19 protein-coding genes are annotated in these 17528 nt (G+C 62.2%); 13 read left to right on the plus strand and 6 right to left on the minus strand.

Annotated elements, in window-relative coordinates:
• The first annotated feature begins 27 nt into the window (after positions 1-27).
• Both IGS55_RS26035 and IGS55_RS26040 read left to right on the plus strand, forming a co-directional pair.
• A complete protein-coding gene (locus tag IGS55_RS26035; protein WP_230519078.1) occupies positions 28-1131 on the plus strand; it encodes a cytochrome P450 in 1104 nt (367 codons plus the stop codon).
• Positions 1128-1475, plus strand: a complete 348-nt coding sequence (locus tag IGS55_RS26040; protein WP_230519077.1) for an antibiotic biosynthesis monooxygenase family protein — start codon at positions 1128-1130, stop codon at positions 1473-1475. Before IGS55_RS26035 ends, IGS55_RS26040 begins: the two co-directional genes overlap by 4 nt.
• Before the next feature lie 3 nt (positions 1476-1478).
• On the opposite strand, the gene IGS55_RS26045 is transcribed toward IGS55_RS26040, so the two are convergent.
• Entirely contained in the window at positions 1479-1931 is a 453-nt protein-coding gene (locus IGS55_RS26045; protein ID WP_230519076.1) for a hypothetical protein, read from the minus strand.
• Between the two features lie 177 nt (positions 1932-2108).
• On the opposite strand from IGS55_RS26045, the gene IGS55_RS26050 reads away from it, so the two are divergent.
• Positions 2109-2375 (plus strand): hypothetical protein, encoded by a 267-nt coding sequence (locus IGS55_RS26050; RefSeq protein ID WP_034748940.1) that lies wholly within the window; start codon positions 2109-2111, stop codon positions 2373-2375.
• Positions 2376-2465: 90 nt separating this feature from the next.
• On the opposite strand, the gene rpoH is transcribed toward IGS55_RS26050, so the two are convergent.
• The 5 genes from rpoH to IGS55_RS26075 all read right to left on the minus strand — a co-directional run bounded on the left by rpoH (position 2466) and on the right by IGS55_RS26075 (position 7587).
• Positions 2466-3359, minus strand: coding sequence for an RNA polymerase sigma factor RpoH (gene rpoH / locus IGS55_RS26055; protein WP_034748938.1), 894 nt, complete (start codon positions 3357-3359; stop codon positions 2466-2468).
• A gap of 392 nt (positions 3360-3751) precedes the next feature.
• The gene (ftsX, locus tag IGS55_RS26060) at positions 3752-4672 is read right to left on the minus strand and encodes a permease-like cell division protein FtsX (protein ID WP_034748937.1); all 921 of its coding nucleotides are present in this window, start codon (positions 4670-4672) and stop codon (positions 3752-3754) included.
• Positions 4669-5412 carry a cell division ATP-binding protein FtsE gene (locus tag IGS55_RS26065; RefSeq protein ID WP_230519075.1) on the minus strand — a complete coding sequence of 248 codons (744 nt, stop codon included), beginning with the start codon at positions 5410-5412 and terminating at the stop codon, positions 4669-4671. The genes ftsX and IGS55_RS26065 overlap by 4 nt, the downstream gene beginning before the upstream one ends.
• A 10-nt stretch (positions 5413-5422) precedes the next feature.
• Positions 5423-6481: a signal recognition particle-docking protein FtsY gene (ftsY, locus tag IGS55_RS26070; protein WP_230519074.1), complete on the minus strand. Its 1059-nt coding sequence runs from the start codon at positions 6479-6481 to the stop codon at positions 5423-5425.
• Between the two features lie 164 nt (positions 6482-6645).
• Complete coding sequence (locus IGS55_RS26075) at positions 6646-7587, minus strand: MerR family transcriptional regulator (RefSeq protein ID WP_139091680.1); 942 nt, start codon at positions 7585-7587, stop codon at positions 6646-6648.
• Between the two features lie 203 nt (positions 7588-7790).
• Between IGS55_RS26075 and IGS55_RS26080 the strand changes: the two genes are divergently transcribed.
• From IGS55_RS26080 to IGS55_RS26125, 10 genes are all read left to right on the plus strand, one after another.
• On the plus strand, positions 7791-9101 hold the full coding sequence (locus IGS55_RS26080; protein ID WP_230519073.1) for an NAD(P)/FAD-dependent oxidoreductase: 1311 nt from the start codon (positions 7791-7793) through the stop codon (positions 9099-9101).
• A complete protein-coding gene (locus IGS55_RS26085; RefSeq protein WP_230519072.1) occupies positions 9091-9888 on the plus strand; it encodes a DUF1365 domain-containing protein in 798 nt (265 codons plus the stop codon). Before IGS55_RS26080 ends, IGS55_RS26085 begins: the two co-directional genes overlap by 11 nt.
• Positions 9885-11132: an SAM-dependent methyltransferase gene (locus IGS55_RS26090; protein ID WP_230519071.1), complete on the plus strand. Its 1248-nt coding sequence runs from the start codon at positions 9885-9887 to the stop codon at positions 11130-11132. The genes IGS55_RS26085 and IGS55_RS26090 overlap by 4 nt, the downstream gene beginning before the upstream one ends.
• A gap of 2 nt (positions 11133-11134) precedes the next feature.
• Positions 11135-11683, plus strand: a complete 549-nt coding sequence (locus tag IGS55_RS26095) for a chalcone isomerase family protein (RefSeq protein WP_128141344.1) — start codon at positions 11135-11137, stop codon at positions 11681-11683.
• Positions 11680-12960 (plus strand): MFS transporter, encoded by a 1281-nt coding sequence (locus IGS55_RS26100; RefSeq protein ID WP_230519070.1) that lies wholly within the window; start codon positions 11680-11682, stop codon positions 12958-12960. Before IGS55_RS26095 ends, IGS55_RS26100 begins: the two co-directional genes overlap by 4 nt.
• Positions 12951-13511 (plus strand): DUF3833 domain-containing protein, encoded by a 561-nt coding sequence (locus tag IGS55_RS26105; protein WP_230519069.1) that lies wholly within the window; start codon positions 12951-12953, stop codon positions 13509-13511. The genes IGS55_RS26100 and IGS55_RS26105 overlap by 10 nt, the downstream gene beginning before the upstream one ends.
• Entirely contained in the window at positions 13508-14275 is a 768-nt protein-coding gene (locus tag IGS55_RS26110; RefSeq protein WP_230519068.1) for an SDR family NAD(P)-dependent oxidoreductase, read from the plus strand. The genes IGS55_RS26105 and IGS55_RS26110 overlap by 4 nt, the downstream gene beginning before the upstream one ends.
• Complete coding sequence (locus IGS55_RS26115; RefSeq protein ID WP_230519067.1) at positions 14272-14727, plus strand: nuclear transport factor 2 family protein; 456 nt, start codon at positions 14272-14274, stop codon at positions 14725-14727. The genes IGS55_RS26110 and IGS55_RS26115 overlap by 4 nt, the downstream gene beginning before the upstream one ends.
• A 974-nt stretch (positions 14728-15701) precedes the next feature.
• Positions 15702-16766, plus strand: a complete 1065-nt coding sequence (locus tag IGS55_RS26120; protein ID WP_230519066.1) for a porin — start codon at positions 15702-15704, stop codon at positions 16764-16766.
• A gap of 151 nt (positions 16767-16917) precedes the next feature.
• Positions 16918-17460, plus strand: a complete 543-nt coding sequence (locus IGS55_RS26125) for a hypothetical protein (protein ID WP_230519065.1) — start codon at positions 16918-16920, stop codon at positions 17458-17460.
• Positions 17461-17528: the final 68 nt, after the last annotated feature.

The following is a 17528-nucleotide window of genomic DNA, read 5'->3' on the forward strand; positions in this document are numbered from 1 at the left end:
TCCCCACCTCACTGCAATGGAATGCGCATGCTGCTAGCCGACCCCGCCGACCCTTTTTCCGCCGTTACCCACGCGGCGCCGTATGACTACTATCGCCGCCTGGCGGACGGCCCGCCGCTGCGTTTCGATGCGGCACTCGATTGCTGGCTGGCGACGGGCGCGGCCGGCGTGCGCGCCGTGCTTGAGCATCCCGCTTGCCGCGTGCGCCCGCCGGGACTGGCCGTGCCGGAGTCTCTGGCAGGCACGCCGTGCGGCGCGATTTTTGCCGAACTGGTACGCATGAATGATGGCGAGCGGCATACGGTGCCGAAACAGGTGCTGGCGCGCGCGCTGGGCCAGGTGGACGTGGTTCGCCTGCACGGACGGGTGATGCAGTTTGCCGGCGACCGCGTGCCCGCCAGCGCCATCCAGCTCAACGAGGCGATTTTTCAACTGCCCCTGTTCGCCATGGCCCACTTGCTGGGCTTTGCGCCAGCGCAATGGCCGGCGCTGGCCGCCTGGACGCGTGATTTCGTCGCCTGCCTGTCGCCGCTGAGCAATGGTGAACAGCTGGCTGGCGCGCAGGAAGCGGCCGATTCCCTGCTGCAAGGTTTTGGCCACTTGCTGCGCGAGGGTAACGCGAGGCCGGGCAGCCTGCTCGCCAGTATCGTGACAGAGACCGATGCCATGGGGAGCGGCCTGTTGTCCAACCTCGTGGGCTTGCTGTCGCAGACCTGCGACGCCACGGCCGGCTTGCTGGGCAACGCCATAGTTGCCTTGCGCGCGCAGCCGGAGTTGTTGCCGCAACTGCGCGCGTCGCCTGAGCGGTGGCCGGCCATGCTGCGCGAAGTCAGCCGCCATGATCCCCCGATCCACAACACGCGCCGCTATACGGCGGACGTTGTGGAGTGCGATGGCGTGTGTGTACCCGCCGGGCAGATGATCGTCGTCGTGCTGGCCAGCGCCGGCCATGCGGAGTCGGGCTTTGGCCATGGCCGCCACGTCTGTCCGGGCCAGTCCATCGCGCACGCCATCGCCGCAGCTTGTTTGCAGGCGTGGGCCGACAGGCTGGAAGACTTGCCGCTGGCGTGGCGTTATCAAGCGTCGCTGAACGCCCGCATCCCCGTGTTTACGCAAGGAGCGAGCGCATGATCGCCGTGATTTTTGAAGTGTGGCCCAGTGCGGAAGGGCGCCAGCAGTATCTGGATCTGGCCGCCGCGCTGCGGCCCTTGCTCGACGAAGTCGATGGTTTCATTTCCATCGAGCGTTTCAGCAGCCTCAGCGAGCCGGGAAAGTTGCTGTCGCTGTCGTTCTTTCGCGACGAGGCGGCGCTGGCGCAGTGGCGGCGGCTGGAAGCCCACCGGGCGGCGCAAGCGGCTGGCCGGCACGGCGTGTTCGACGACTACCGGCTGCGCATCGCCGCCGTCGTGCGCGATTACGGCCTGCTGGAGCGGCAGCAGGCGCCGACCGACAGCCGCCAGCGCCACGATGCCTGACGCTTAGCGGGGCAGGGCGCCCTGCGTGATTTTCACCTTGACCCGGTAGGTGGGTTCGGCCGCGTTCAGGGCGGGCGGCGTGGCCGGATCGACGTCGAGCAAAGTGAACGTCAGGTGGTTGACGGTGACGGAACTGGAAGCGCCCGGCATGGAATCGGACAGCACGATGTCGGTGCTGCCTGCGCTGTTGAGCAAACTGAAACTGTAGCTGACGTAGCCTTTCCATACGCACACGGCGCCTTTGCGGCAGCGGCTGTCATTGACGCGCTCGAGTTTCAGGGTATCGGTGGCCGTGATGGCGACCTGTTCGCCCGGCGAGAGCACGTGGGTGACGCTGCGCGGCGTGTTTTCCGCGTCGCCGGCGCTGCCGGCCGCGCCGCAGCCGGCCAGCACGGCCAGGCAGACGATGAGCAGGGGAAGCAGCACGGTACGATAAGAGCGGGTCAGATATTGCATGTTTTTCCTTTCAGGTAGAGCGTCCCGGGCGTGCCTGTGCACGCGTGGGATAAATGATAATAACAAAATGATATTTTTATGGCGCACTATTGGCGTGCTGCCGATGAATTGACGCGCCGGCCACGCGGCGCGCCGATTACTGCGTAAAATGGCTGTTTTGAAAATCAGGAAACAACCATGAAAAAAACCGACCTGGCCAAAAGCGATGCCAAGAAACTGATGGGAAAGATGAATGTTCCCGGCGCCGGTGCATTCGGTAAGGAAGCGGTGGTCGTCGACCGCCGCGAGCAGCGCAAGCGCGATCAGGCCCTGGGCCTGGTGCCATTCGCCGTCAAGCTGAACAGCGATCTGGTCTTGCAATTGCAGACCCTGGCCAAGGAGCGCGGCGCGGATCTGAATGAATTGGTCGCCGAAGTCCTCGTCAAGGGCTTGGCCGCAGCTTAATGGGCTGCCATGTTTATCTGTTGATAAGCATCAACTTGTAAAACTAAAAGGCGCCTTGCGGCGCCTTTTGCATTGCGGCATTGCTTGCGATTACACCCAGGCTGCCAGAGCGCCCTTCATTTTTTTCAGCGCCGCCACTTCGATCTGGCGGATGCGTTCGGCCGATACGCCGAACTCTTCTGCCAGCGCGTGCAGGGTGGCACCGGAACCGTCGTCGTTGGCCAGCCAGCGCGCTTCGATGATGCGGCGCGAACGGGCGTCGAGCTTGCTCAAGGCCGTTTCCAGGCCTTCCGATTGCAGGCGCGTCACTTGTTCCGCTTCCAGCACCTTGGTCGGCTCGCTTTGCTCCGACGACAGGTAGGCGATCGGCGAAAACTTGTCGTCTTCATCGTCGGTCGGCGATTCCAGCGCGATGTCGCGGCCGCTCAAGCGCGTTTCCATCTCGATCACTTCTTCGCGCTTCACGTCGAGCAGCTTGGCCAGCGCATCAATCTGCTTCGGCGTCATCGCGTCCAGGCCCGTCTTGTGGCTGCGCAGGTTGAAGAACAGCTTGCGCTGTGCCTTCGTCGTCGCGACCTTGACCAGGCGCCAGTTTTTCAGGATGTACTCATGCATCTCGGCTTTCACCCAGTGCATGGCGTACGACACCAGGCGCACGCCCTGGTCCGGATCGAAACGTTTCACCGCTTTCATCAAGCCGATATTGCCTTCCTGAATCAGGTCGGCATGCGGCAAGCCATAGCCCAGATAGCCGCGGGCAATCGAGACCACCAGGCGCAGGTGCGACAGCACCAGCTCTTGCGCGGCGGCCAGGTCATTTTTTTCGCGCAGGCGTTTCGCCAGCGAAATTTCTTCGTCGTGGGTCAACATGGGCAGGCGGTTCACGGCCGAAATATAGGCATCGATATTGCCCAGATTGCCAGTGAAACCGAGGCCCAGCGCATTACTTTTGGTCGGAACCAATGCGGACGTTGCGGACATCATAGTCATGTTTTCTCCCTCGTAGTCTTGCTTTGTTCCAGTTGGCCACGTCACGCGACGTGGTCCTCTTGTCTGTTCGTTTTTGCGTATTCGGTCTTGCACTTTGCAGAGCGCGGCACCATCTTCATCTGGCGTCCATGGCGCTACTGCCTTTGGTATGTCCCTATATTAGCACTCTCTGCCTGAGAGTGCCAATCAGCACATTTAATCGACCTGATAGCCTAAATACTATGATGATTTAATGCTTGATATATATCTCTGAACAGCGATTTGAACACGTAGTTAGTCTACGGCCTTTGGCTGAAGCGAGCCTTAAGAATACTTGCTTAATATCAAGATAACAGCAGTATGGGGGACGCATGGCGGCAGCGAAGGCGCCGCCATGGCAGGGGAGGTCAGTTCAGGCGCGCCAGGTGGCGCTGCACGCAGAGGAAGGCGCCGATCAGGCCCAGGCCGGCGCTGACGGCCAGCAAGCCTGCCATCGGCAGCGGCGCCAGCGGCACCAGCTGGAATTCGGACGCATACAGGCGGGCAAATTCGGCAATTGCGGTATTGAGCGGTTGCAAGGCCAGCGCTACGGCGCCCAAGGCCAGCGCGCCGGCACACAGGCCCAGCAGGGCGCCCGTGTAATAGAAGGGGCGGTGGATGAAGGTGTCCGTGGCGCCGATCAGTTTCGAGATGCTGATTTCATCGCGCTGCTGCATCACCTGCAAGCGGATGGTATTGAAGACGACGGCGATCACGGCCACGCCCAGGGTGATCGCCAGCAGCAGCAGTACCAGGCGCAGCACGCCCAGCAGGGCCGCCAGGCGCTTGACCCAGGCCGAATCGACTTGCGCCGATTCCACGCCGGGCAAGTGGCGCAATTGTTCCGCCACGGCATCGACGTCCTGCGCTTCGCTGGCGCTGCTGAAGGCGTCGAGTTTCAGCACATAGCTGTCGGGCAAGGGATTGTCGCCCAGGGTGCTCAGTACGTCGGCCAGGCCATTCTTGTTTTTCAGGGTGTCGAGCGCCTGTTCGCGCGGGATGAAGACGATTTTCGCCTTTTGCTCGCCCACGATCTTGCGCATGGCGCTGGCCAGGGCCACGGCTTGCTCGCGCGGCGTGTCGATCTTCAGGAAGACGCTGATTTCCGGATCGACCGACATCTGTTCCGACATCGGGCGCACATTGTCGAGCATGGTCAAGCCGGCGAACGGCAGCGACAGGGCGATGGCGACGACGACGACGTTCAATAGAAAGCCGCCTGGCGACTTGCGCAAGTGAATCAGCGCCGAGCCCAGCGCGAAGCGGTGTTGACGGAACCAGCCTCTCATGGCTGTTCTCCCTGCGCGTCGTCCTGGCCGGGGGACGGTGCAAAATCGGGATCGGGCGGAGCGAAGACGGGCGCTTGCGTGGCCTTGTCGATGGCGACCAGCTGGCCGTTTTTCAGGTGAATCACGCGGGCGGCGGCGTCGAGCATCTGTTCGTCATGGCTGGAAATGAGGCAGGTCACGCCCACGGAATGGAAGGCTTTCAGGGCGTCGAGCACCTTGTTGGCGCTGGCGCGGTCCAGGTTGGCCGTCGGCTCGTCGGCCAGGATGATCTGCGGCCGGTTGACGATGGCGCGCGCGATCGACACGCGCTGCTGCTCGCCGCCCGACAGCGACAGCGGACGCGCCATGGCGCGGTCCAGCAATCCCACCTTGTCGAGCGCGGCGCGCGCGCGCTGCTCGGCGGCCGCCTTGTGCGCGCCGACGACGAGCAGCGGCAGCATGACGTTGGCCAGGATGGAGCGGTCGTTCAATAACTTTTGCTGCTGGAAGATCAGGCCCATGTTGCGGCGCAGGAAGGGCACGCCGGCCGGCTTGATCTTTGCCATGTCCTGGCCATTGACGATCAGCTTGCCCGACGTGGGGCGTTCCATGGCAGCGATCATTTTCAGCAGGGTGGATTTGCCGGCGCCGGACGGGCCGGCCAGAAACACCAGCTCGCCCTTGGCAACACTGAGCGAAATGTCGCTGAGCGCCACGGCATCGGGGGAGTATTGCTTGGAGACGTGCTGAAATTCAATCATGTAGGTAGGCTTATCCGAGCAGCGCTTCGACAAATTCGGCAGCCACGAAGGGCTGCAAGTCTTCAATTTTCTCACCGATGCCGATGAAATACACGGGTACGGGACGCACGCGGGCAATCGCCGCCAGCACGCCGCCCTTGGCGGTGCCGTCCAGCTTGGTGATCACCAGGCCGCTCAACTGCAGGGCATCGTCGAAGGCCTTCACTTGCGTGAGGGCGTTCTGGCCCGTGTTGCCGTCGATGACGAGCAGGGTTTCATGCGGCGCGCCATCCATGCCCTTGCCGATCACGCGCTTGATTTTCTTCAATTCTTCCATCAGGTGCAACTGCGTCGGCAAGCGGCCGGCCGTATCGACCATGACCACGTCGATGCCGCGCGCTTTCGCCGATTGCACGGAGTCGTAGGCCACGGCGGCCGGGTCGCCCGATTCCTGCGAAATCACGGTGACGTTGTTGCGCTCGCCCCAGACCATCAACTGTTCGCGCGCGGCGGCGCGGAAGGTGTCGCCCGCAGCCAGCAGCACGGATTGGTTGTTCGACTGCATGTGCTTGGCCAGCTTGCCGATGGTGGTGGTCTTGCCGGCGCCATTCACGCCGGAAATCATCATCACGAGCGGCTTGTGGCGGCCTAGCTCGAAGCGCTTTTCCAGCGGCGAGAGCAGGTCGATCAGCAGCACTTTCAACGCGGCCTTGACGGCGGCGGCGTCGAGCAGCTTGTCTTCCTTGACCTTTTTCTTCAATTCCGTGAGCAGGAATTGCGTGGCGTCGATGCCGGCGTCGGACATCAGCAGCGCCGCTTCCAGCTCTTCGTACAGGGCGTCGTCGATCTTCGCGCCGACGAACAGCACGGATAAGGTGTTCGAAGTTTTCGACAGGCCGGCCTTCAGGCGCGTCATCCACGATTTTTTCTCAGGTTCGGCGGCCACGATCACGGGTACGAGCTCGGCCGGCGCGCCGCTCAGGGGCGTAGCGGCAGGCTGCGGGGCAGGCGGCGTGGCGGCGGGAAGGACGAGGGGCTCGGCTGGCGCAGCCTCGGGAGCGATGGGTTTTTTCTTGAAGAAACTAAACATGGATGTGTGGTGGCGGGTGCTGACCTAAGGCCCGGCGGCGCCGGACACTGTGTTACGGGCTATTCTACCAGAGCGCGCCCGGCCCTTCATGCTTTACTGTTCGATTGGCAACATTGCGCGGCTATCCACGGAGATCGCCGCAGTTGCCGCGCTTTCCAGCCGGTTCAGTGGGTTTGCAGGGCCAGCGCCTGATGGCGGCGGCGCCAGTCGGCGATGCTTTCCTCGACTTGCCGCAAGTCCAGCACGTGCAAAAAGGCTGGCGGCTGCTTGTACAGCACGGGACTGCGTCCGCCGGCCCACAATTCCATCTCTGGCGGCAAGCTTGCATGCAACTGCTGCAGGCTGTCGCGCGTCTGCCGTTGCTTGCTGGCGCTGGAAAACGATAGCGCCACGATGTCGGCCCGCTGCGCACGGGCGGCCGCGACGATGTCCGTCAGCGGCGTTTCCACGCCCAGCGACATGCAATGGGCGCCGGCCGCCGCGCACAGGGCCTCGGCCATCAGCAGCCCCAGGCCATGGCGCTCCTGCGGCAAGGTGCTGAGGACGATGCGCGGCGTGCGCGTGGACGGGCTGCTTGCTTGTGGCAGGGAAAAGATGGCGTGGCGCATCACCGTTTGCAAGGTTTCGCTATACAGATGCTCTTCATACACGGCCAGGTCGCCGCAAGCCCACGCTTCGCCCACCATGCCCGTGAGGGGGGCGATGACGTCGATGGTGAACGCTTTCAAGCCCAGCACGGCCAGCGCCTGGCGCAGGGCATCGCCCAGTTCCGTCATCTGGTGGCCGCGGCACAGCGACAGGTAATGTTCGAGCTGGGGGGCCGGCGCTGGCGGCGCCGCGCTGCCGGCGCTGGCCAGCTGCTGCAGTTGCACGGTGCTGTGCTGCATGATTTTGCCCGGACGAAATCCGAGGTCCAGCAGGCGCTTGACCATGCGCAACTTCTGCACTTGCTCGGCCGGATAGCTGCGCTCGCCAAAGGCGTCGCGCTGGGGCTGGGGAAAGGCGTAGCGGCGCTCCCATACACGCAAGGTTTCCTTGGCCAGCCCGGTATCGCGCTCGACATCGCTGATGCTGAAGGCGGAAGTAGGTTGCAGGTCAGTATCCATACCAGGGGGCTTGCTCGCATGCAAAAAGAACGTGGAGTGCATTTTACGCCTTCCGCCACCCCGGACCAAATAGCTGAATCCGATTGAAAATTGCCGACGTATAAGTTTCTGAACGGCTGAGAGCGCTCATTGACATAAATCAATATTTCATCGATTATCCATGAGGCTTATTTGTCCAGGACAAACTTAACACAGGTGCACTCATGAAAATTGCCGTCGTCGGAGCAGGAATCGCAGGATTGTCGTGTGCCTATCGCCTGGCGCAGGCGGGCCAGGACGTCACCTTGTACGAGGCGGGCGACTATTTTGGCGGCCACAGCCATACGGTGGACGTCACGCTCGATGGCGTCACGCATGGTGTCGACACGGGTTTTCTCGTGTTTAACCACGCCACCTACCCGAACCTGGTGCAACTGATCGATGAACTCGGTGTCGAGGCGGCCGACAGCGATATGTCGTTCTCCGTCAAAATGCCGCTGGGCACGGCATCCGATGCGCGCGTGCTGGAATGGGCGGGCGCGAATTTCGATACCGTGTTTACCCAGCGCAGCAACCTGCTGCGCCCCGCCTTTTTGCGCATGCTGCGCGACATTGTGCGCTTCAACCGCCAGGCCAGCGCCCTGGCCACGGCCAGCGTGCCGGCACCGGCCATGTCGCTGGGCGAATACCTTGACCTGCACAACTATGGCGACGAGTTCCGCCACTGGTATCTGCTGCCGATGGCCGCCTGCATCTGGTCGTGCCCGGCGCGCCAGATGCTGGCTTTTCCCTTGGCCACGTTCATCCGTTTCTGCCACAACCATGGCTTGCTGCAAGTGAGCGACCGTCCGCAATGGCGCACGGTGCGCGGTGGTGCGCGCGTGTACGTGGAAAAATTGCTGGCCGGCATTCCGCAGCAGCGCCTCGCTTGCCCCGTGCTTGCCGTGCGCCGCCAGCCGCACGATGGCGCGCGCATGGTCGAGCTGCATACGGCCGCCGGCGTCGAGCATGTCGATCACGTCGTGCTCGCTTGCCACAGCGACCAGTCGCTGGCCCTGCTGGCGGACATCCGCAACGATGAGCGCTCCGTGCTCGAAGCCGTGCGCTACCAGCCCAACCGCGCCGTGCTGCATACGGATGCATCTTGCCTGCCGCAGCGCCGCAAGGCCTGGTCGGCCTGGAATTACCAGGGCCGGCCGGCCGCGCACGGCGATGCGCCGCAAGTGTGCGTGCATTATTTGCTGAACCAGCTGCAACCCTTGCCCTTTACCACGCCCGTCATCGTGTCGCTCAATCCGCTTGACGAGCCCGCTCCATCGACCATCATCGACGAATTTTCGTATGCCCACCCCGTGTTCGATGGCGCGGCCATTGCCGCTCAGGCGCGCCTGGCCGGTTTCCAGGGCGCGCAGCACACGTGGTTCGCGGGCGCCTGGACGGGCTATGGTTTCCATGAGGACGGCTTGAAGTCGGGCCTGGCAGTGGCGCAAATACTCAATGGCATGGCGGCGGCGGAGCTTGGCCATGCCGCGTGATCCATCGCCGCCCGTGGCGCCGCAGCCCCAGCTGTGCCTGGGACAGGTGCGCCATGCGCGGCTGCGCCCGCGCGCGCATGCTTTTGCTTACGGCATGTTTTATCTGCGCCTGCCCTTGCGCAGCATGGGGGCGCGCGATTTTCCCGCCCGTTTGATGTCGCGCAACGGCGCCAATGTGCTGTCCTTCCGCGACAGCGACCACGGCGATGGCGCGACGCCGCTGCTGGACTGGATCGATGGCTTGCTGCGTGAACATGGCGTGCTGGACGCGGGCGGTGAAATCTGGCTGCAAACCATGCCGCGCATGTTCGGCTATGTCTTCAATCCCGTCAGCTTCTGGTTTTGCCACCGCCCGGATGGCGCGCTGCGCGCCGTGGTCTGCGATGTGCGCAATACCTTCGGCGAGCGCCACCTGTACCTGCTCGAGCAGGGCGGCGCCATCGCGTATGGCAGCGAGTTGCGCGCCAATAAAATTTTCCACGTCTCGCCATTTTGCAAGGTGGAAGGAAATTACCGTTTCCATTTCCTGCGCAACGGCGAGCAGGGGCGTGAGCGCCACCTGGCCAAGGTCGATTACGACGACCTCGACGGTCCGCTGCTGCAGACGAGCTTGTCCGGCACGGCGCAGCCGCTGCGCGATGGCGCCATCGCCTGGGCGCTGCTGCGCTATCCCCTGATGACGTTTGGCGTGATGGCGCGCATCCATTGGCAAGCCTTGCGCCTGTGGCTGCGCCGTGTGCCGTTTTTCAGCAAACCCCATCCACCACAAGAAAAGGTGTCCCGATGAGCTCCGATTCCCTGCCGACCGGCCTGCAGGCGCGCGCCTGCGTCCGTCCCGACCACACTGCCGATCACACGCACTTGGACGTGCCCGCTTCCGGACGCGTGATCTTGCGCTTGCTGGAAAAATTGCAGCATGGCGCCCTGCGCCTGCGCACGCCTGACGGCAGCATCTTGCTGTACGGCGACGGCAGCCACCCCGTCACCCTGGATCTGCACAACTGGCGCTTGTGCTCGGCCGTCCTGCGCTCGGGCGATATCGGTTTTGCGGAAACGTTTATTGCCGGCGACTGGCGCACGGACAATTTGCCGGGCTTGATCGAGCTGATGATACGCAACCGCGCGCAGATCGAATCGCTGATCTACGGCAACTGGTGGGGCAACCTCGTCTACAAGCTGCGGCATTTGCTCAACCGCAATTCGCGGGCAGGCAGCAAAAAGAATATCCACGCCCATTACGACATCGGCAACGCCTTTTACCAGTTGTGGCTCGATCCGTCGATGACGTATTCGAGCGCGCTATTCACCGAAGGCGCCAGCCTGGAGCAGGCGCAAGAAGCCAAATACCGGCGCATCGCCGATCAGCTGCAACTGCGGCCGGGCGCCAGGGTGCTGGAAATCGGTTGCGGCTGGGGTGGCTTTGCGGAAACAGCCGCGCGCAGCTACGGCGCCCACGTGACGGGCCTGACCTTGTCGACCGAACAGCTCGCTTATGCGCGCCAGCGCCTGCAGAACGCGGGGCTGGCGCAGCAGGCTGATTTGCAACTGTGCGATTACCGCGACAGCGCCGGCCAGTACGACGCCATCGCCTCGATCGAAATGTTCGAAGCCGTGGGGCAAAGCTACTGGCCCGGCTATTTCGAATGCGTGGCGCGCAACCTGAAGCAGGGCGGACGCGCCTGCATCCAGACCATCGTCATCGCCGATGACTTGTTCGAGCGCTACAGCAAGAGCACGGATTTTATTCAACAGTACATTTTCCCGGGCGGCATGCTGCCTTCGCCTGCCGAGTTTCGCCGCGCCGCCGAGGCACAGGGCTTGCGCGTGGAAGACGCCTTCAGCTTTGGCCTCGATTACGCGGAAACCTTGCGCCAGTGGCGCGCCAGCTTCCTGGTCCAGCGCACGGCGCTGGAAAAGCAGGGTTTCGATGGCCGTTTCCTGCTGACCTGGGAGTTTTACCTCGCGTATTGCGAGGCCGCCTTCCAGGCGCACAACACGGATGTGATGCAATTTACCCTGATCAAGGACTGACCATGCGCCGCCTGCTTGCCACTATTGTGCTGTCATTGACCGTGTTGGGTGCCGCGGCCGCGCCGCCGGCCTTTATCGCTGCCGACGTGCCTGAAGCCCGGCTGGCGGGCGAGGGCGAATACACGTGGTTCGGCATGCGTATTTATCGGGCGCAACTGTGGGTGGGCCCGCAAGGCTACCAGGGCGCGGCGTCCGAAACGGCGCCGTTTGTGCTGGAATTGCGCTATGCGCGTGCGCTCGACGGCAAGAAGATCGCCGAAGCCAGTCATGAACAGATGCAAAAGTTGGGCGTGGGCACGGAAGCGCAGCGCCTGGCCTGGCTGTCCACCATGCAGCGCATCTTTCCTGACGTTAAGGAAGACCAGCGCATCGCGGGCGTCTACCGGGCCGGCATCGCGCCTGGCGTACGCTTTTATCTCGACGGCAAGGTGCTGGCTGACGTGACGGACGGCGACTTCGCGCGCGCCTTCTTTGCCATCTGGCTGTCGCCGTCGACGACGGCACCGAAGCTGCGCGCGGCTTTGCTGCAGAGTGCGGCCCCGCTGCCATGAATGCCGTGGGCAGCGCCTTGAACTTGCCTGCCTTATTCAGTTATGGCCTGTTCGGCTTGCCGCTGGCCATGCTGGCGCTACCCATCTATATATATGTGGCGCCGTTTTATGCGCAGCGCAGCAGCCTGGATCTGGCGCAGATCGGCGCCGTGCTGCTGGCGGCCCGCATCGCCGCCGCCTTCATCGATCCGGCCTTGGGTGCCTGGATGGCGCGTGGCGGGCGCAGCTATGCCGTATATGTCGGCGCCTCCTTGCCCTTGCTGCTGCTGGGCTTTGGCGCCCTGTTCCATCCGCCCGCCATGCCGGAAGCGGCGACCCTGGCCTGGTTCCTGGCTGCCTTGCTGCTCGTCTACACCGCGTATGGCCTGGCCGGCATCGCGCACCAGAGCTGGGGCGCGGCCCTGAGCCAGCTGCGCGCGCAGCGGGCGCGCGTGACGGCCGTGCGCGAAGGCTGCGGCTTGTTCGGCGTGATCCTGGCGGCGGGGTTCACTTCCGTGTTCGGCTATGACGGCTTGTCGCTGGCCTTTGCCGTCTGCCTGCTGGCGGCGGGCGCGCTGCTGCTGGCGCGCGCACCGCGTCCCGCCTTGCGCAGTGCCGCAGAAGCGGTTTCCGGCAACGGCTGGAAGCTGCCGTTTCGCCAGCGCGCGTTTCGCTGGCTGTTTGCCGTCCTGCTCGTCAATGGCGTGGCGGCCGCTATCCCCGCCACGCTGTTCCTGTTCTTTGCCACCGACTACCTGCGCCTGGGCCACTACGCTGGGCCGTTTCTGATCGTCTACTTTTGCGCGGCGGCCGCCTCGATGCCCGCGTGGGTGGCGCTGGCGCGCCGCTTTGGCGAGGCGCGCGCCTGGGGCTGCGCCATGCTGCTGGCCGCGGCCGTGTTTGTCTGGGCGTATGGCCTGGGTGCGGGCGCCGCATGGGGCTTTGCCACGATCTGCATGCTGTCTGGCCTGGCGCTGGGCGCCGACCTGGCCCTGCCGCCAGCCCTGCTGGCAGGGTTGATCGGCGCGGCTGGCCATGCCGGGCGGCACGAAGCCGCGTATTTCGGCTGGTGGAACTGGGGCGTGCAGATGAGCCTGGCACTGGCGGCCGGCATCGCCTTGCCCCTGCTGGCCTGGCTCGGCTATGTGCCTGGCAACAGCGGCGGCGGCTTGCCGGCCCTGGCTGCCGCCTATGCTTTGCTGCCCTGCGCCCTGAAACTGCTGGCGGCGCTGCTGCTGTGGCGCGCGCCTCTACAACATATATATAGTGAAACCGGGGAGTATCGACCATGCATCTGATGAAATATTGCCGGCGCGGCATGACGGCGGCCGCCTTGCTGCTGGCGCTGACCGCCTGTTCCACGCCGCCCACGCCGGCCATGTACGCGCAGGAAACACCCAAGCTGGACTTGCAGCAGTACTTCAACGGCACGCTCGACGCCCATGGCATCTTCCAGGACCGCTCCGGCAAGGTGGTCAAGCGCTTCACCGTCGTGATGCGGGCCAGCTGGGCGGGCGAGATTGGCTCACTGGACGAGGATTTCACGTATTCGGACGGCAGCAAACAACGGCGCGTGTGGACCTTGCGCAAGACGGCGCCCGGGCGCTTCATCGGCACGGCGCCCGACGTGATCGGCGAAGCCGTCGGCGAAGTGGCCGGCAATGCGCTGCGCTGGCAATACGTGCTGGCGCTGCCCGTCGACGGCACGGTCTACCACGTCGACTTCGAGGACTGGATGTTCCTGATGGATGACAAGGTCATGCTGAACCGCGCCGCCATGAGCAAGTTCGGTTTCAGCCTGGGCGCCGTCACCTTGTCGTTCAGCAAGCGTCCGCAGGCGGCCCCATGAATCGCAAGATCACGAGCTGGGCAGGCAAGCATGTGTGGATCATCGGCGCTTCCAGCGGCATCGGCGCCGCGTGCGCGACCTTGCTGCTGGAACAGGGCGCGAGCGTAGCCTTGTCGGCACGCCACCGCGCCAGCCTCGAGCGGCTGTGCGAGGGGCAGCCTCTGGCGCAGGCATTGCCGCTCGATATCACCGAGCACGCGCAATTGCGCGCCGTCAGCGCGCAATTGCAGCAGCAGTGGACGTATATCGACTTGATACTGGTGGTCGCTGGCGGCTATCAGGCCATGCGCGCCGATAGCTTTGATCTGGAGGCGGCTCAGGATTTGCTGGCCCTGAATGTGGGCGGCGTCTTCAATTGCCTGGAGCAAGCCTTGCCGTGGCTGTTGCGTCAGGGCAGTGGCGGCATCGGCATCGTCGCCTCGGTGGCCGGTTATGGCGGTTTGCCCAAGGCGCTCGCGTATGGCGCCAGCAAGGCGGCGCTGATCAACCTGACGGAGTCGCTGTATCTGGACCTGCATCCGCGCGGGATTGATGTGTATCAAATTAACCCGGGTTTTGTCGCCACGCCCTTGACGGCGGACAACGATTTCACGATGCCGGCCCTGATGACGGCGCCGGACGCGGCCATCGCCATGCTCGACGGCATTGAGCGGGGCCAGTTTCACATCCACTTCCCCAAACGCTTTACCAACACCATGCGGCTGGCGCGGCTGTTGCCGTACCGCGTCTATTTCTGGTTGATTCGCAAGGTGACGGGCGTATGAGCGCAAGTATGCCGGACACGGAGCGCGTGGAAGCGGCGCTGGCGCGCCTGGTGGCGTTTTACGAGCACCTGAGCCTGGAAAGCCTGGCCCAGCTGGGTGCCGTGTATGCGCCAGACGCCCAGTTCAAGGACCCGTTCAACGAGGTGGTGGGGCATGCCGCCATCCTGGCCATCTTCGAGCACATGTTCGTGCAAGTCGATGCGCCCCGGTTTGTCGTGCTGGAAAGCCTGGGGCAGGGGCAGCAAGCGTTCCTGACGTGGGAGTTTCGCTTCCGCATGAAACGGTTGGTATCTGGCGAGCAGTGTATTCGTGGTGCAACCCATGTGCGCTTTGATGCGCAGGGAAGGGTGGTCGTGCACCGTGACTATTGGGATGCGGCGGAAGAATTGTATGAAAAACTGCCCCTGCTGGGCGGTTTCATGCGCCTGCTGCGGCGCGCAAGCCAGCGCTAATGGAGTTTCTTGATGCTTTTATGAAAAAACTGCAAAAAAGAAGAAATAAATAGTGTGGAATCGGGCCGCTGAAAACTTGATTTCGGTCAAAATGTCGTTTTTTAGACACAAATATGCCAAAATATTGAGAAGGCAACATTGTAAGAAATTGTTTCAAGTGATGTGCAATTTGCAAGTAAGAGTCGACCTCATCCGCCCCAATCGACATGTGGAAACAGTATCTGGAAAACATGGAAAACATTTCTATGTGAGCAATTTAAATTACCGCAAAGTCAGTAATTGTGTTGATACTCTGCCTATTTTTTTGACGCGTGCGCCGACGTCGAAAATGGCGCCTACGCCCCTGAATAATGCGGCAACGCACCAAAAACGGGCGCATTAATTCCCGTTTTTGTGCGTTCGGCAGCAAAGATTGGCGATGCCGTGTATGCTTCGTTCCGTTTATCCATTATCACCTGACAAATTGCGCGCTTTGTCGCGTAAATCTTCGACGGCAAATGACGGGTAAAGCATGTTGACGTTTTAATCACTCGCCTGATACTGTTGCACTAATACAACGGGTGTCGACAAGGCATGCGCTATGATGGAATGGTCAATCAGGCCAATGCATTGGTTGGCAAGGGGCACTGGCTCTGTCGCGTAGTACGGTTGGCGATGGTTGGGATGCCTGAAAAAGCCCTCGGCCTGGTACCGGAAGTAACATGTTGGAACTTGATGGAATGTGAAACGGTCGTTATAGTGCCGCTTCCGGTGCCGTTTGAGCACCGAACCGGCGCACGAATGACGGTCGTTATGCAGCCTTCAAGCTTATCGGTGCAATAGCGTGCCGATACCGATATGAATGTTCCTCTGACCGGAACAGCAATGTGGCAGGTGGAGACCTTGCCCTCACTCATAAAAAGCGCTCTGTTAGAGCGCAGCTCGAGATGCATAGGCTGTATTACTTTTTGCTTCAAAAATTAAAGGAAATCGCAATGAAAAAAACTCTGATCACCCTGGCAGTTCTGGCAGCAGCCACTGGCGTAGCCCAAGCTCAATCGAGCGTTGTCATCTACGGTACCGTTGACGCTGGTTTCGTCAGCGAGCGCGGCGGTGTTAACGGCAACGTTAACAAGCTGGACAGCGGCATTGCTTCGGCTTCCCGTATCGGCTTCAAAGGCACCGAAGATCTGGGCAGCGGCCTGTCGGCACTGTTCGTTCTGGAATCGGGCTTCGGCGTTGACAACGGTCAACAAGACGTTGCAGGTACCTTGTTCAATCGTCAAGCTTACGTTGGTCTGAGCAGCAAAACGACCGGTACGTTGACCCTGGGTCGTCAATACACCCCTTGGTACAACACCCTGTCGAAAGTTGCTGATCCATTCGCAGCTGGCTACGCTGGTTCCGCTAAAAACTTGTTCCCAGCGAACACCCGCACCAGCAACACCGTGCTGTACGCATCGCCTAACTTCAACGGCTTTGACGCTGACGTGGCTTACACCTTCGGCGAAAACGCTGATTCGAACAAAATCGGCCGCAAAATCGGCGCGTCGGCTGGCTACTCGAACGGTCCTCTGAACGCCCGTATCGCTTACAACAACACCAGCAACGACACCGCACTGACCGAAGCTGGTAGCGGCCGTAACTGGTTGGCTGCAGCTAACTACGACTTCGCAGTTGTTAAAGCTTACGTCGCATACGGCGTGAACAAAGGCCAAAACAGCGCCATCCGCAACAACGGCAACGTTAACGCGTTTGACTACACCTCGGCTGGCTTCAGCACCGACAGCGCTACCGCCCTGATCGGCGCAACCGTACCAGTTGGCGCCGCTGGCACCGTGATGGCTTCGGTTATCCACGTCAACGACAAAAACGCTGCTAACGCTGATGCTAACCAGTTCGCAGTGGGCTACTCGTACGCTCTGTCGAAGCGCACCAGCACCTACGCTTCGTACGCTAAAATCTCGAACAAAAACAACGCTGGCTACACCGTTGGTAACAACAGCAATGTTGGTACGGGCGACAAAGCCTTCAACGTTGGCGTTCGTCACTCGTTCTAATATTCGCGCAAGCGAAGCTTAGTACCGCTGCAGGCATCCCTTCGGGGGTGTCTTCAAGCAAGGAAACGCGTCTCCAGGCTAGTCCTGGCGGCGCGTTTTTGCATTGGTGGCGCCAGTTATAATGGCGCCGTTACTCAAGTAAAGGAATGCCATGTCTTCATTCACCTCGCCGCGCCTGGCCGCCATGCTGGCCGCGCTGCTGCTCGCTGGCGCCACGGGCGCCGCTGTTGCCGCCGTCAAGGGCAAGAAGCCGGCCGGACTGGAGCGCTACGGCGTGGCCGTCTATTCCGACCTGTGCCTGCAAAAGGATAGCGGCGAAATCGGCGGCCAGCGCGTCACCCTGCACCGCTTTGCCGAGGCCGATTCCGTCATCTATGAATTCACGGCGGGCGCGCTGAGCTGGCCCATCGTGGCCAACGACGTCAACCTGGACGCCGCCACAGGCGTTTTCGACTTCACCATCGCCGGCGCCGACAGCGAAGAGCGCACCATCGTCGGCAAGTTTTCCAAGGATGGGCAGACCCTGACCCTGGAAGGCGATTACTGCGGCGGCAACGTGCGCATGCCGATGAAACTGAGCCGCGTGCGTGATTTTGGCCGTCCGCTGAAAAACTGCACGCCATGCCCGCCGATGCCGCAAGCGCCGGCCGAGCCAGTGCCTGCCGAGGAAAGCGCGCCAGCGCCCGCCGTCTGAGCGATTGCTGCTGTCAAAAAGAAAAAGGCCCGGTATCGACCGGGCCTTTGTTATTTGCAGCGTTGCAA

Source organism: Janthinobacterium sp. EB271-G4-3-2, assembly GCF_020858035.1.
In the GTDB taxonomy this organism is placed as follows: domain Bacteria; phylum Pseudomonadota; class Gammaproteobacteria; order Burkholderiales; family Burkholderiaceae_D; genus Janthinobacterium; species Janthinobacterium aestuarii.